This window comes from Pseudomonas sp. NA-150 (assembly GCF_044336365.1).
Classification (GTDB): Bacteria; Pseudomonadota; Gammaproteobacteria; order Pseudomonadales; family Pseudomonadaceae; genus Aquipseudomonas.
The window spans coordinates 5,553,903-5,569,419 of sequence record NZ_CP172305.1; the positions used below are offsets into that span (position 1 = coordinate 5,553,903).

A 15,517-nucleotide genomic window follows, 5' to 3' on the forward strand; every position below is an offset into this window, starting at 1 on the left:
TCAATCCCTACTTCGATGGCGTGCAAACATCACTATAATCTCAATTTGCCATATCGCCAGAGGACCGTTGATTAATTCAAAATTCAGCTATCGTCCCTGGGTGGATCAAGGACTGCAGGACGCCTGCTAGCGAAAACCGAATCAATCAGCGACTGACCAATACTCACCAAGGAAGAAGATTTACAGCCCATGCCAGAGCACTTACGCGCGCTAGTCGTCATTTTGGTTGTTGCCGGCATCGTTTTTACCTTTGCCCGCCGCCCTGCAGCAGATCTGATCCCCTACGGCGACTTCACCCGGCGTCGCAATCTGTGGTTTGGCTTGACGATACTCGCCTTCGTCTCCTTTAGCTTTTGGGTGTATGCAGGCATTGCTGCGGTCGTGTTGATCGCCGCCGGGCGACGTGAACGCCACCCCATGGGGCTGTTTTATCTTCTGCTTTTTCTCATTCCACCCGCTTCCGTGCAGATACCCGCGTTCGGTCTGGCCAATTATTTTTTTGACCTTGACCACATCCGCCTGCTGTCATTATGCGTGTTACTTCCCGCTTTTTTTGCGCTACGCAAGCAAGAAGACACTTTGCCATTCGGGCGAACCTGGCCTGACAAGCTGTTGGCGGCCAGTCTGGTGCTGACCAGCCTGCTTTACCTGCGAGAAACCACGCCCACCGACACCCTGCGCCAAACGCTGTACCTGTTCACCGACGTGTTCCTGCCTTATTACGTCGCGAGCAGAGCGCTCAAAGAGCTCAGCGACTTCAAAGACGCTTTGTTTGGTTTGTTGCTCGCTGCCATGGTGCTGGCGATTATTGGGGTCTGCGAATTTTCTCGTCATTGGCTGCTGTACAACGCGCTGACCTACGCCATGGGCATGCACTGGGAGATGTCCAGCTACTTGAGCCGTGGCGGCTCGTTACGCGCCAGCGCTACAACCGGCCAATCCATCGCGCTGGGTTACGTCATGAGCGTGTCCATCGGCTTTTTCCTGTTCCTGCAGCCCTATGTGCGCAGCAAACTGCAGCGTCGGCTCGGCGCGCTGCTGCTGGCCGCCGGACTGTTTGCGCCGATGTCGCGTGGGCCGTGGATCGGTGCGGCGGTCATCATCGTCGCGTACGTCGCCACCGGCCGTGGCGCCATCAAACGTCTGATCATGCTGGCCCTCGCGGGTGTGCTCGCACTGCCCATGCTGACCATCGTGCCCGGCGGTGAAAAGGTGCTTGATCTGCTGCCGTTCATCGGCACAGTGGAAACAGAGAACATCACGTACCGCGAACGCTTGATCGACAATTCATTGCTCGTCATCCAGCGTAACCCCTTGTTCGGCTCATTCGATTATCGCAGCACCCCAGAAATGCAATCGATGATCCAGGGTCAAGGCATCATCGACATCGTCAACACCTACCTCAGTGTCGCGCTCAGGCTCGGCCTGGTCGGCTTGGCGCTGTTCGTGGCTTTCTTCGTCACGGTCCTGCTCGGCATCCGCAAAGCAATGCGTTTATTTCCCGACAAAGACGACGAGGAACGCCGTCTCGGGCGTGCGCTGCTGGCGACCCTGGCCGGGATCATGGTCACCATTTTTACCGTCAGCAGCATCTCGGTCATCCCCGTGGTGTATTGGTCGGTGGCCGGGTTAGGCGTGGCCTATGTGCAGCGGGTGAGCCGGCTCAGGCACACCCAGACAGCACGCGTCGCAAGCACCGTCAGTACCGCCAGCACCAGCCTTCAACCCCGGTAATGTTCATGACCTCACGTTTTCGCAGTCCCGCTATGCTGGCCTCGGCGTTCTTGAGCCTCGCCCTTTTATCATGTTCCAGCTGGGCCTCGGAATGGGTCGCCAGCGTCGACGAGCACAGCGGCCTGCCGACACTGACCCGCGGTGGCGGGCCTGCGGTGATCTCGTCATTCGCTTTCTTTGGCAGCAATTGGGACTGGGCGAATTTTTCCGCGTCGTTCAAGGTGAACGCGCCGTACAGCTACTCGATTGTCGGCACCAACAAAAGCCTGGATTTCGATCTGGCCGCGCAGATCCAGAAGCCGGACGAAAAGACGCTGGCCTGGAAATTCGACCTGGATGCACACAGCCTGAAATCAGGCGTGATCGGCGGGGGCATCGTCTTCAGGTTCGACCGTGCCCTGTTCGCTGGGGAAATGGGCGAGCCGGTGTTGCTGCCTGACAATCGCGGCTGGTCCTGGGGCAAGAATGCACAAGGTCAGCACGTCGAGATGCGCTTTGACCCGCCGCTGGCGAGCGTGTATTTCGAAAAAGGCGACCCCTCCGAAGTGCGTGCGCTGTTCTACAAAGGCACCATCACTCCCGGCCAGCAGCACATCACCGCTGTCCTGAGCGTGTCTGGCGATGTTGCGATCGGCCAAACCACCACCGAGCGCTTCGGCCTGGCCGACCCAAAGAGCTGGCCAAGCGACCAGATCGACTGGAAAACCTCGCCGGTCGATCTGTCGTTTCTAAACGCCCAGGACAAACCGGCCGGCAAACACGGTTTTGTCAAAGTGGTCGGCGAGCAGTTGCTCTTTGCAGACAACACCCCAGCGCGTTTCTGGGGCACCAACGTGTCGGCCTACTCACTGTTCAAGACGCCGGACGATGAGATCAAGCAGCAAGCCAAACGTCTGTCAGCCCTGGGCTTCAATCTGGTACGTCTGCACCACCACGACTCGCCATGGGTGCTGCCGAACATTTTCGGCGACGTCAGAGTCACGCGTGACACCCAGCAGTTAAACGCGGAGTCGCTGAAGAAAATCGATCTGTGGATCAAGAGCCTCAAAGACGAAGGCATTTATGTGTGGCTCGACATGCACGTGCAGCGAGGCCTCATGGAGAACGACAACATCTATGGCTTCGACGAGTTGCCCAAGGACAGCAACAACCTTGCCGACCTCAAGGGCTACGCCTACGTCAATCTCGCCATTCAGCAAGCGATGAAGCGCTTCGCCCAGGCCTATTTGACCCATGTGAACGCCTATACCGGCCTGGCCTATAAAGACGATCCGGCCGTCGCCGCAGTATTGCTCACCAACGAAAACGACATCACCCAGCACTATGGCAACGCCCTGTTGCCGGACAAGCAAGTACCCAAGCACAGCAAACTCTACATGGCCGAGGCCAGTGTCTTTGCCAAACAGCACAATCTTTCGGCCAACCTGACCTGGCGCGCCTGGGAGCATGGCCCTGCCAAGCTGTTTCTCAATGATCTGCAGCAACGTTTCGATGTAGACATGATTCAACACCTGCGTGACCTGGGGGTGAAGGTGCCGATTACCACCACCAGCACCTGGGGCGGCAATGGCCTGAGCGCGCTGCCGGCTCTCACCGCCGGAGACATGATCGACGTCCACAGCTATGGCGGCGTTGGCCAACTCGAGAAAAACCCGTTGAGCAGCGACAACATGGTCGACTGGATCGCCGCGGGCCAGGTCGCAGGCAAGCCGCTGACCGTCACCGAGTGGAACGCCGAACCCTTCCCGACCCCCGACCGCCACTCACTGCCGCTCTACGTCGCAGGTACCGCCAGTCACCAGGGCTGGGATGCGCTGATGCAATATGCCTACAGCCAGGAAACGCTATCTGGCGCGTGGATGAGTGCCGACAACTGGAACGCCTATAACGACCCGGCGCTGCTCGCCACTCTGCCTGCCGCCGCCTTGCTGTATCGCCGTGGAGACGTTCGCCAGGCCACGACCACCTATGTCTTCGCGCCAACGCCGAGCACCCTGTTCAACCAGGACATCTCGCCGAGCAACTCTGTGCTGCTGCGTACCGCGATGGAGAAAGGCCGGTTGCAAATCGCGATGCCACAAACGCCAGAATTACCCTGGCTGCAACCGAGTACGCTCGCCAGTGACGCGCAGGTGTTTCATGACCCGGGCCAGTCGCTACTGGACGCCAATGCCAGCGAGTCAACGACCGACACCGGCGAACTCAAGCGCAACTGGGCACAAGGCGTCTACACCATCAATACGCCGCACACCCAGGCGGCAACAGGCTGGATCGGTGGCAAGTCGATCAACCTGAGCGACATCCAGGTGCAGATGAAAACCGCCAACGCCAGCGTGGTGGTTCAAAGTCTCGACGCCCTGCCATTCGGCCAATCGCAGAGCCTGCTGATTTCGCTGGGCACCCGGGCCATCCCCAAAGACGAGGGCAAGACGCCCTTTTATATCGAGCCCCTCGAAGGCACGCTGAGCATCAAGGCAGCGCGCGGCCTGAAGCTTTTCCAGGGGACCGTTTCGCAGATGAAAGAGCTGCCGGCCGTCTACCAGGATGGGCAATACATCATCAGTTTCGACGGACGGCAGATGTCCAACTGGCTGTTCTTGAAAAAAACCAGTTCGACCTCTACCCTCTCGAAGCATGATCAGCCAAACCCTGCCAGCGTCGCAGCATCAGGCACGCCGGCCAGCTGATCACCCACCCCGCCTGTTTAGGGACGATTTCGGGGCGCTCCAACCTACGCTTACGCAGTAACAGATTCCAAGGAGAGCTGGATGAAGTTTTTGGTTGTTGGTGGTGCAGGCTATATCGGCTCGCATATGGTCAAGAAGCTGCTCGATGCAGGTCATGACGTTGAGGTGGTGGACAATTTTTCCGGCGGCCACCGCTTGCCAGCGATCGAACTGGACATCGCCGATGCGCCAGCGCTGGATGCCGTGTTTGCCGAACATCACTTCGATGCCGTGTTCCACTTCGCCTCATTCATACAGGTAGGCGAGTCCGTCGCGGAGCCTGCCAAGTATTACCAAAACAACCTCGCGGCCACCCTGACGCTGCTGCAGGCCATGCTTCGGGCGGGGGTCAAGAATCTGGTATTTTCCTCGAGCGCGGCCGTGTATGGCGACCCGCAGTACACCCCCATCGACGAAGAACATCCCAAGGCTCCCATCAATCCTTATGGGCGCAGCAAGTGGATGGTGGAGCAGATACTTGAGGACTTCGACCACGCGTATGGGCTGAAGTCAGTCAGCCTGCGTTACTTCAACGCCGCTGGCGCAGATCCCGATGGCGAGCTGGGCGAACGCCATGAGCCCGAAACCCACCTGCTGCCATTGATCCTGCAAGCTGCTGCCGGCCGGCGTTCAACGATCACCGTCTACGGCCGGGATTACGACACACCCGACGGCACCTGTATTCGTGACTATATCCACGTCAGCGATCTGTGTTCCGCGCACTTGCTGGCGGTGGATTATCTGCTGGAAGGCGGGGCGAGCACAGCCTTCAACCTGGGGAACGGCCAAGGCTTTTCAGTACAGCAGGTGATCGATGCCGCGCGCCGCGTGACCGGCCGGGATATTGTCACAAGCGATGCGCCGCGCCGTGCGGGAGATCCGCCACGCCTTGTGGCTGACTCGAGCCGGGTCAGGGCACTACTGGGCTGGCAGCCCAAATTTGCTTCGCTCGATCAGATCGTGACGCACGCCTGGAACTGGGAACAGAAGTATCCCTGGAGCTGACAGCAGGAGGGCTGACGAAGGTCGTCAGCCCCGGCAGGAAAGAACTTAATAGTACGTTCGATTTTGCATCTCGGCCTTGTTCAACACCGTACCGATCAGATTGGCCTTCCCAAGGTGGTACAGGCTCTCCTCGATCTCTTTCTTGGTGTTCATCCCGTTCGCGACCACCAGCAACACACAGTCGAATTTGGGCAGGACGGTGATCGCATCGTCGGAGCTCAGCAACGGTGGCAAGTCGAAAATATTGATGCGTGAGTCATAACGGTCGCGCAGGTCGGTGATCAGATTACTGACCATCGGCGACGACAGCATTTCGGTGGAGAGCGCAATTGGCTCACGCGTCGGCAAGACCACAAAGCGCGGCAATGTCGGATTGACCAGCACATCTTTCAATTCGGCTTTATTCGCCAGCAACTCATTGAGCGACTTTTCCATCGGCAAACCCAGGTAAGAGCCAACCCGGGGACGACGCAAGTCGAAATCCACCAATAGCGCCGCCTTGGTCGTGTGATGCGCGACACTCATTGCCAGGTTGATGGCCAATACCGTCTTGCCTGCCTCAGGCGTCGGCGACGTAATAGCCAGCGTGCGCCAGCCATTTTCGTCCATGATCTTCAACACCTGCGTGCGCAGTAGATCGATGGCGCCACTCATGCTCGAGTTTTTGTTGTAAGCCACAATACGGTGGCGCTCAAGGTGCTCTGCCCGCACCGGCACGACCCTGGTTTGCACATATTCGAATTGACCGAGCGCTGGCAACTGATCGCTCGACGTGGTGGCCAGCGCTTTTTCTTCGGATTGACTGGACGATGGCTGCTTGGCGCGTTTATCGATAGTCGGCGTAATTCTGTCCATTGCAGTTTTCCCTATTCAAACCGAGCCATAGCTTTAAATAACAGAAGGTCTAACGGCATATAGAAAATGTGCACGAGCACCAGGATGAAAGCGACCAGCGCGGCGGCGATAATCAACAAACGCGTCCGCCACTTCCTGCGCCGAGCCAGTTCGCCCTGAGTGGTGATGTAGGGAATAGCGACCAGTACGCGCCTGCCCAGCACACTGCCCAGCGCTTCCACACCGCGGATGCGCTGGCTCAACATTTCGAGCAGCATGACCAGCGAACCCGCACCAGCCGGGGCCAGGACAAAGCCCAACGCCACAATTTTCTTGCGGTTGGGTTTCACCGGCTCTTCAGGCGTCTGCGGCGGCTCGAGCAACACAAAACGTTCGGCTTTGTTTTCCTCTTCCAGGCTTTCGGAGATTTTCGCGCTCATTTCCTTGGTGCGAATTTCTTCATACTTCTTGCGGGCATTATCGTGGTCGCGATTCAGCGTCGTCAGACCACGCTCAACTTGCGGTGCTTCGAGAATATCCGCTTCGAAACCATCAATTTTCTTGAGTATTTCCTGCTTTTGATCGGCCAGCGATTTAATCCGAACTTGCGCGGCGGCGATTCGAGTCTGAACCCTCGCCACATCAAGGCTGACCGGAACAGGTGCAACGCCACGACTTTCGGAGCCTTCGAGCGCGGCAATTTTGCGCTTGACGACTTGCACGTCCGGGTAGGCTTCCTTATAGCGAGTCAGCAGCCTGGCGTACTCCGCCTTGAGGCTGGCCAGATCTTGCGGTTGCTCGACAGCAGCGGCGGCAGCGCCGGGCTGAGTAGGTAGCCCGACTTTAGCGGAATACAGTTCCAGCTCCGTATAGCGCAACTCTTCCTGAGCCGCCTTGTAGTCGCGGTCAACTTCCTTGAGGTCACCCTCCGCGCGCGACAACATGTTCATCCGCAACTCTTGATGCTCGGGCAGCGTGTTGGCATGCGCTTGCTTGAAGTCGGCCAACTGGTTTTCCAACGCTTCCAGTTCGACCCTGAGCTTGTTCGCTTCCTGCGTCAGGAACTCTGTCGTTTCACTGGCACGCTCGGTGCGCTGCTTGATGTTTTCATTGAGAAACAACGTCACCAGTTCCTTGCCCACTTCATTGGCAATTTCAGGCTGTTTGTGATCAAAGGAAACACGGAACGCAATCGTCACTTCCCCGCGCCCCTTGACCACCGTACTGACCGTGGCAACTTCAATGGCATTGCGCATCTGATCAATTTTGTCGGCATCGCTCAGTTGCCTGCCTTTGGTGGCAAACAGGTTGTATTTCTCAATGATCCTGAGCAGGTTCTCACGGGTCATCACGCGCTGGCGGATGACCTCGATACGCTCGTCGGCGAAGGTCGTGTTGTTCGAGGCAATCAGATCGGGCGAGATCTGCTGAGACTCGACGAGAATGGTGCCCGCTGACTGATAAACCGGCGGGATAGCAATGGCGACGGCCACGGTCACACCCAGAATAGCCGCGAAGCTCAGGCCCAACAGCCAGGCTCGATCCTTGATTATGGCAATGTAATCATTGAGCGAAAGTTCGTATTCAGATTTCATAGTAACCACACTGCTAAAATTCAGAGGTCGGGAAAACTGTAGGTCAGGCTCAAACCGATCACATTGGCACGGGCGTCTGGCAGTGCATTTTGCTGGCGCTCTTTGTACAACAAGGATAGGCGCATAACCCAAAAAGGCGAGAGCTCTCGGCTGGCCCAGGCACCGTACTTCTGCAAGGTATTTGGGGTTTGCCCTTTACTGTCTTGCCATGTGGCATCCAGACCTACTCGACTGATCTCATCAAGGGCATAACTCCATGAGCCCTGAACGCGGTCGACTTCGGCGAAACCGCCCTGCCCGCTGGCGACCGAGCTGCGATCGACATCAATACTTGCGTCCATGCGTTCTCCTTTGTAATGAAAATCAAAACCGCCTTGTCCTGTGGGGCCGCTACTGGTTCCGGACTCTTGATCGACCCCCAGTCGCAGCGCGCCCTCAAACCGTTCGGAAAACTGGTATTTGATTTCGACCGTGGGGGTGTAGCTATTCGAGGACTGCACTCCCGACCCTTGATCCGGCTCATAGCGTCTTGCTGCGAAACGGGTAAAAACCTGGGTACGTTCATTCCAGGCGTAACGCCAACCCACGCGGGCCGACAGCTCGTCATAATCGGTCAGCGTAACCACGTCGTAAGTGGCATGCGCATACTCGATCTCGTTCTCGAGGGTACTGCGCTCAGTCAGCGCGGTACTCCAGTTCCCCGCCAATGTGTACAGCTTTTGCGTGCCATCGGTAGCCACCACACCGGTTTGTTCAACCGCATCGGAAAGCGTCGAGCTCTCGACATATCGGGCCGTCAGCCCAAAACGCCCTTTCTCGTTTTCACGCTCCCAGCCAACCCGCAAGTCTGGGTCTTCCCGATTTTTGATGATGTCTGTGTCCGACGAGCGCACGAAATTCACGCCCAGGCCGAACTGCAACTGGTCGGCACCGAACGCACCCACCAGGCCAAAATCGGGTGCGACGATCGTACGCGTCACACCTTTCTCACCGGACGTGGCAAGCGTCGGGTTGCTGTCGTATTCGACGGTCGTGGGCACGGCGACGGTCGTTTGCCAAATAGACGCGTAAGCCACTCCCGGAAACGGCAAGATCAAAAAGACCGTGGCGACTCCGGTTGCTCGCAGCGTAGGCACGATAAGCCCCAATGAGTCGCGCAAGGCTAAGGTACGACCAGCGTATCGCCAGCTTGAAGCTGGATATTGGTGGACATATCACGCCCGGAAATCAAATCCTTGTAGCGAACCGGCAGTATCTGTTGCGACTTTCCCCTTAGCCGGATGACCTTGATTTCATTTTCATCCGCGAACTTGTCGAGGCCACCCGACATGCTCAATGCCTGCAGCACTGCCGTTGGGCCTGCCATCTGCACAGGCCCTGGCTTGATCACCTTGCCCTGCACGTAGATGAGGTTACCCGCCGTGCTCGTGACAACCACGCTCACAGTAGGCTCGGGCAGGAACTCTTCAAGTTTGGTCGTCACTTTCTTCACGACCGCAGTGGTATCAAGCCCCGCCACCTCGATTCGTCCCGCGAGAGGAAAGTTAATACTGCCATCGGGGAGAACGCTAACCTCCTGGCGAAGGCTGTCTTCCTTCCAGACGGAAATCGTAATCTTATCGCCAGGACTTAGAAGGTAACCCGTGTTTAGTTCATCGGCGTTGCTAACGCCAGCCCAGACAACCAGTACACAGAGCACAGAAAACGACAAACGCAACATCGGGATCCCTCCGGCCAAATGGCCATGCAAAGAGCTTCACATGAATACGGGGCGAAAATCTTTCGCTCCCCTTTGTGGCAACGAAACGACCATTCACAATCGCCTCGATCTTCCTGGGTGACAACGTCCACCCACTCAATGCAACCGCAGCAGCCCCAGCAGCGCGGCTCAAAATGAATATAGCTACCGCTCGAAATTTAACAAGCTGTTGCCGAGTCCGGCCAGGCAACAATAAAAACGAAACCCATCCCGCAAAAAACAATAGCCCCGCCGCCGTGGTCATCGGCGCTGCTCTCATTTGATTTTTATAAGCGTTAGGCGTCCCGAGCGCATCACTCAGGATGATCAACAAAAGATGAACGTAACGGAAAGTATCGAGCGCTTTCACCCTACTGCAGAGTGCATCGCTATCTTTATCGGGCGAAGTAGTCTTCTGTGAGCTGCTGACTCATTCAAAATTCGGCCACTGCATCCTAATAAGTCGAGGTTTGCAGGGCGCCTTGTTTGCTAAAAAATCCGAATAAATCGGTGCCGCTTTATGACCTGAGCTTATGAGCACATCGCCATCGCGTCAATGGTTCGTCACCATAATAACTCTCTATCGCCCCCACACTATTTCGTCAAAATAATGGCACACATATAGAGAAACAAGTCTTACTCCTCCGACGTTTGCAACGCCATCACCAACGCCTTGAAAAACCGCGCCGCCTCGCCTCCCGTGACCGCTCGGTGATCGAAGGTCAGCGACAGCGGCAGTATCGGGCGCACCATCACCTGCCCATCGACTGCCACCGGCTCGTCGCGAATCATGCCTGCGCCGATGATCGCCACCTGCGGCGGAACGACCACGGGGCTGGCGTAGCGGCCGAAGATCATGCCGAAGTTGGACAAGGTAATCGTCGCGCCCATCATTTCGCCGGGGGGAATCGAGCGAGCCTGCACATCGTGACGCAACCGGCTCAACCCGTCCCTTAAGTCCGCCGCCGTGCGGTTGCCGACATCACGCAGCACCGGCACGAACAGCCCCTCCGGCGTGTCGACCGCAATCCCCAGATTGAGCTGTGCATGGTGTTTGATCGACAGGCTTTTTCCGTCGAACCAACTGTTCAGCACCGGCTCCACCGCGCAGGCCGCCGCGATGGCTTTGCCGAGGCGAATCAACGGATCCCGGGCCAGCCCCCAGCCGTGCAAATCGGCATCGGCGAAGATCGTGACTGGCACCACCTCGGCATGGGAACGGGACATGTTCAGTGCCATGCTGCGCCGCACACCGCGCAGCTTGTCGCCCGCAAAAGGCGGCAATTGCTGGGTGACACGAGGGGCGCGAGTCGCCATGTGTTCGCGGGTCGACGGGGCTGCGCCAACGAAAAAATGATCGTCCTGAGAGCTGCCGCCCCCTTCGAGCCGACCCACCACCGTACCGGCATCGCCCTCGCCTTCGTACGCCATCAACGGCTCACCGACATGCAGGATATCGCCGTCAGCACCGTAGGTTTTCGCCACCACACCATCGTAAGGCGCGGGGATATCGACGATGGCCTTGGCGGTTTCCACCGACACCAGCAATTGATCGGCCTTGACCGCCTGCCCAGCCTTGACGTGCCACTGGACGATCTCGGCTTCCTGTAATCCCTCGCCCAAGTCCGGCAGCTTGAAGTACTTCATGGCGTGCTCTCCTCAGGCGAACTTCAGGGTAATGTCGCAGGCATGGAGGATGTCTTCTACGCCAGGGATATACAGATGTTCCAGGCGATAGAGCGGTGGCGGAATATCGGGGGCTGTGACGCGCTGGATCGGCGCCTGCAAATCAAGAAACGCCCGCTCATACACACTGGCGGCGATTTCTGCACCTACGCCACACGAGCGCGGAGCTTCGTGGACGATCACGCAGCGGCCGGTTTTGCGCACCGAGGCTTCCAGCGTATCGAGATCCAGCGGCTTGACGCAGGCAACGTCGATCACCTCCGCCGAGATACCCCGCGCCTCCAGCACGTCGGCCGCCTGGCGCGTCTCCAACACACTGGCGCCCCAACTGATCAGGGTGATGTCACTGCCTTCGCGCAAGGTGAAACAACTGTCCAGCGGCAGGCGCTGGCCATCGTCGACCACTGTCTGCGGGTTCATGCGATACAGCCGCGTCGGCTCGAGGAACAGCACCGGGTCGGGATCGTCGATGGCGGCTAACAACAAACCATAGGCCCTCGCCGGCGACGACGGGATAATCACCCGCACACCAGGAATCTGCGCAAACATCGCTTCAGTACTTTCGCTGTGATGCTCCGGTGCGCGAATCCCGGCACCCATCGGTGTGCGCAACACCAGCGGGCAGCTCAGGCGACCGCGAGTCCGGTTACGCAAGCGGCTGGCGTGGGACACCAGGTGTTCCATGGCGGCGTAGATAAAGCCCATGAACTGGATTTCCAGCACCGGCTTCAGGCCTTGCGCCGCCATGCCCACCGCCAGCCCGCCGAGCATGGTTTCAGCCAGCGGCGAATCGATCACGCGCTTGAAACCGAAGCTGTCGCGCAAACCTTGAGTGGCGCGAAACACCCCGCCATTGACCCCGACGTCCTCGCCGAGGATGACCACGTTTTCGTCCTCGGCCATGGCCCGGTGCAGCGCCAGATTGACCGCTTCGAGCAGGGTAATTTTGTCAGGATTCATGGTCAGCGCTCCGGGCGTGGCGAGCGACTCGCTCCAGCAACCATTCGCGCTGCTCGGCCAAGGCCTCCGGCCAGCGGGCGTAGACATAGTCGATGATCGATTCCGGCGCTTGGGTGCCAGCGCTTTCGAACACCTCCACCGCCTGTTGCACCAACGCCTGACATTCGCTGATCAGCGCCTGCTCGCGGCTTTCATTCCACACACCCTGGCTGGCGAGAAAGGCTTGCAGGCGCTTGACCGGCTCCTCCTGCCAGGCGTGCTTGACCTCTTCGGCGGGGCGGTAGCGGGTCGCGTCGTCGGCGGTGGTGTGATCACCAAGCCGATAACTCAGGCACTCCAGCAACACCGGGCCTTTACCAATCCGCGCGCGCTCAAGGGCAATCTGCACCCGGTCGTACACCGCGAGCATGTCGTTGCCATCGACCTGCTCGCCGTGAAAGCCGGCGCCGATGGCTTTTTGCGCCAAGGTCGGTGCGCCACATTGAATCCGCCGCGGCACGGAAATCGCCCACTGGTTATTGTTGATCACGAACACCACCGGCAGTTGCCAGGCCCCGGCCACGTTCAACGCTTCGAGAAAATCGCCCTTGCTGGTGGCACCATCCCCGCACGTGGTCACGGCCACTCGATGCTCTCCGCGAATCTTGAACGCGGTAGCGATACCGCAGGCGTGCAGGGCCTGGGTGGCAATCGGCACGCTCAGAGGGAAGTCTTGCGCCACGGCCGGCTCGGCGTAATCGCTGCCGCGCTCGTCGCCGCCCCAGTAAAGGAGGATTTCTTCCATGCGCACGCCGCGCATCAGCTGCACCGCAGTGTCACGGTAATACGGCACCAGCACGTCTTCAGGTCGCATCAGGGTGCCGATGGCCACACCAATGGCTTCTTGGCCGAGGGTCGGGGCGTAAGTGCCGATTCGCCCGGTGCGTTGCAAGGCGACGGCTTTTTGATCGAACAAACGGGTCAGGACCATTTGCCGATAGAGTCGAGTCAGCAGGTTGAAATCATCTGCCCAGTCGGGGAGTTCGCCAATCAGGCGGCCATCGGGGGCGAGGAAACGGGTGTACGCCAGCTCGATCTTGTTAGGCGGCATCGCATACTCCTGGCACGCGGGGTACGCGTGGTGTTGCGGTTCGCGACTTGTGGTCGCTCGGCCAGTTGCACGGGGGTAACCCTGCTAGCTGGCGCTTAACAAACGCTCTGCCAAGGCATCGGCGACGTGCGCGGGTGAGCGCTTTTCCGCCTGGGCGTGGGCAAAGACTTCAGTCAGGCGCACGCCGATCCGCGACAGGTGCGCGGTAATGGTGCTGAGGGTTTCACCCTGATGTTGCAACGCGACGTAAATCAGGCCGCCGGAATTGATCACGTAATCGGGCGCATAAAGAATGCCTCGCGCTTCCAATTGGTCGGCGATCTCCGGGCAACTCAGTTGGTTGTTGGCCGCCCCTGCCACGGCGGCACAGCGCAACTGGGCAACGCTCTTACTGTTGAGAATTGCGCCCAGCCCGCAAGGTACGAGGATGTCGCACGGGGTACTGAGCAACGCTTCGCTGGCAATCGGGTGCGCACCGAATTGCTCCATGGCCAGTTGCACCTTGCCGCTGTCGAGGTCACTGACCAGCAGTTCAGCACCCGCCGCGTGCAGTTGCTCCGCCAAGGCATAACCGACATGGCCGATGCCTTGAATGGCGATGCGCAGGCCTTCAAGGTTGTCACTGCCCAGACGCGCCATCGCCGTGGTGCGGATACCGGCGAACACACCCATGGCGGTATGCGAGGACGGATCGCCCGCTTCCGTGGTGCTGGTGACGTGCTGGGTGTGCTGCGCGATGCAATCCATGTCGGCGCTGGAGGTGCCGCTGTCGACCGCCGTGATGTATCGCCCATCGAGGCTTTCGATAAATCGGCCAAAGGATTCGAACAAGGCTGCGCGGCTAGGCACATGCGCCGGACGCATGATCACCGCTTTGCCGCCGCCATACGGCAGACCGGCCAATACGGCTTTGTAGCTCATGTTTTGCGCGAGACGAATGGCATCCTGAATGGCGCTTTCTTCGTCGCCATAAGCGATGTAACGACAGCCTCCCAGAGCGGGCCCCATCTGGCTGCTATGAATCGCGATCAGCGCTTTGAGTCCCGTGTCCGGATCGACGATGAAGTGCATTGTTTCAACTTGCGAGCTTTGCATGAGAGCGAACATCGGCAGTGCTCCCGGGGGGTATTTTCTACAGCGAGTATAGGCGTTGGCAAAAAAAACGACTGATCACTCAGGCATAAGCAAGTGATTGTCGACCCGGCGCAAGGCATAACCTTGTCGCTAAATCAGAGCCCTCGCGACGGTACTGGACGAAATCATGCGCCAGGGCTAAAACGGGGGTAACACCATTGAATAATCAGCTCACTTCAAAGCGCCACGCCAGCCCCAGCGGAGAGGTCGATGACACCACGTCAAGCTTGTCTGGCTTGCCTGAAACGCACACCGCCTTCAGTGATGGAAGCCGCGCTGTGGGTATCGAGCGAACACGACCCGGAGTTCCTGCCGGAGCACGGTCTGGAGATCATCGACGACCTGACACGCCAAGTCAGCGCCTCGCTGCCCATGTTGCCCGCTAGCGAGCTGGCGCAACCCTTGTTGCGTCGTTTGAACAATCTGGGCTTTCAGCAAGACGACTGGAGCCAGCCGAAACCACAATCAGCGCTATTGCATCGAATTCTGCAACGCCGCCGTGGACAGCCACTGGGGCTGGCGATCATTGCCCTCGAGCTGGCCAGACGCCTGGAAATCCCCTTGGAAGGGGTCAACTTTCCGGGGCATTTCCTGCTCAGAATCCCAGGCGCCGACCATCTGCTGGACCCGTGTGGCGGGCGCCGCTTATACCCGAAAGACTGCCGGGAGTTGCTGACCCGGCAATTCGGTCCGGAGATGCCACTCAAGTCCGAGCATATGGTGCGGGCGAATGAACTGGCGATGCTGCAACGCCTGTCGCGCAACCTGCGGCACCTGCACCAGATGGACGACGATTATCTCGCGGCACTGAAGGATGCCGATCGCGTGGTCGAACTGGGCCAGGCAACCACCAGCGACCACCTGGCCCGCGCCAGCCTGTATCAGTCACTCGAATGCCCCCAGGCCGAGCGTTTCGACCTGGAGCATGCGTTGTTATTGAGTGATGACCCGATTCAGCAACTGCGTTTGACGGAGCGGTTGAATCAGTTGCCGCCCGTCAGCGTGACCCATTGAC

At 58.7% G+C, this 15,517-nt stretch carries 12 protein-coding genes; 4 read left to right on the plus strand and 8 right to left on the minus strand.

Features of this window, described 5'->3' with window-relative positions; translation table 11 throughout:
- Positions 1-189 precede the first annotated feature (189 nt).
- The 3 genes from ACF0H7_RS26095 to galE all read left to right on the plus strand — a co-directional run bounded on the left by ACF0H7_RS26095 (position 190) and on the right by galE (position 5,465).
- Entirely contained in the window at positions 190-1,734 is a 1,545-nt protein-coding gene (locus tag ACF0H7_RS26095) for an O-antigen ligase family protein (protein ID WP_397449718.1), read from the plus strand.
- Positions 1,735-1,739: 5 nt separating this feature from the next.
- Complete coding sequence (locus ACF0H7_RS26100; RefSeq protein ID WP_397449719.1) at positions 1,740-4,421, plus strand: cellulase family glycosylhydrolase; 2,682 nt, start codon at positions 1,740-1,742, stop codon at positions 4,419-4,421.
- 81 nt (positions 4,422-4,502) lie between these two features.
- On the plus strand, positions 4,503-5,465 hold the full coding sequence (gene galE / locus ACF0H7_RS26105) for a UDP-glucose 4-epimerase GalE (protein ID WP_397449720.1): 963 nt from the start codon (positions 4,503-4,505) through the stop codon (positions 5,463-5,465).
- Positions 5,466-5,510: 45 nt separating this feature from the next.
- Here galE and ACF0H7_RS26110 read toward each other — a convergent pair whose 3' ends face one another.
- The 8 genes from ACF0H7_RS26110 to ACF0H7_RS26145 all read right to left on the minus strand — a co-directional run bounded on the left by ACF0H7_RS26110 (position 5,511) and on the right by ACF0H7_RS26145 (position 14,475).
- A complete protein-coding gene (locus ACF0H7_RS26110; protein ID WP_397449721.1) occupies positions 5,511-6,320 on the minus strand; it encodes a CpsD/CapB family tyrosine-protein kinase in 810 nt (269 codons plus the stop codon).
- Between the two features lie 11 nt (positions 6,321-6,331).
- On the minus strand, positions 6,332-7,894 hold the full coding sequence (locus tag ACF0H7_RS26115; RefSeq protein ID WP_397454024.1) for a GumC family protein: 1,563 nt from the start codon (positions 7,892-7,894) through the stop codon (positions 6,332-6,334).
- A gap of 20 nt (positions 7,895-7,914) precedes the next feature.
- Positions 7,915-9,030: a hypothetical protein gene (locus ACF0H7_RS26120; RefSeq protein WP_397449722.1), complete on the minus strand. Its 1,116-nt coding sequence runs from the start codon at positions 9,028-9,030 to the stop codon at positions 7,915-7,917.
- 26 nt (positions 9,031-9,056) lie between these two features.
- On the minus strand, positions 9,057-9,614 hold the full coding sequence (locus ACF0H7_RS26125) for a polysaccharide biosynthesis/export family protein (RefSeq protein ID WP_397449723.1): 558 nt from the start codon (positions 9,612-9,614) through the stop codon (positions 9,057-9,059).
- 654 nt (positions 9,615-10,268) lie between these two features.
- Positions 10,269-11,279 carry a dihydrolipoamide acetyltransferase family protein gene (locus ACF0H7_RS26130; protein ID WP_397449724.1) on the minus strand — a complete coding sequence of 337 codons (1,011 nt, stop codon included), beginning with the start codon at positions 11,277-11,279 and terminating at the stop codon, positions 10,269-10,271.
- 12 nt (positions 11,280-11,291) lie between these two features.
- A complete protein-coding gene (locus tag ACF0H7_RS26135; RefSeq protein ID WP_397449725.1) occupies positions 11,292-12,278 on the minus strand; it encodes an alpha-ketoacid dehydrogenase subunit beta in 987 nt (328 codons plus the stop codon).
- Complete coding sequence (pdhA, locus tag ACF0H7_RS26140; RefSeq protein WP_397449726.1) at positions 12,268-13,368, minus strand: pyruvate dehydrogenase (acetyl-transferring) E1 component subunit alpha; 1,101 nt, start codon at positions 13,366-13,368, stop codon at positions 12,268-12,270. The genes ACF0H7_RS26135 and pdhA overlap by 11 nt, the downstream gene beginning before the upstream one ends.
- Positions 13,369-13,452: 84 nt before the next feature.
- Positions 13,453-14,475, minus strand: coding sequence for a Leu/Phe/Val dehydrogenase (locus tag ACF0H7_RS26145; protein ID WP_397449727.1), 1,023 nt, complete (start codon positions 14,473-14,475; stop codon positions 13,453-13,455).
- 237 nt (positions 14,476-14,712) lie between these two features.
- Between ACF0H7_RS26145 and ACF0H7_RS26150 the strand changes: the two genes are divergently transcribed.
- Positions 14,713-15,516 (plus strand): SirB1 family protein, encoded by an 804-nt coding sequence (locus tag ACF0H7_RS26150; protein WP_397449728.1) that lies wholly within the window; start codon positions 14,713-14,715, stop codon positions 15,514-15,516.
- Position 15,517: the final 1 nt, after the last annotated feature.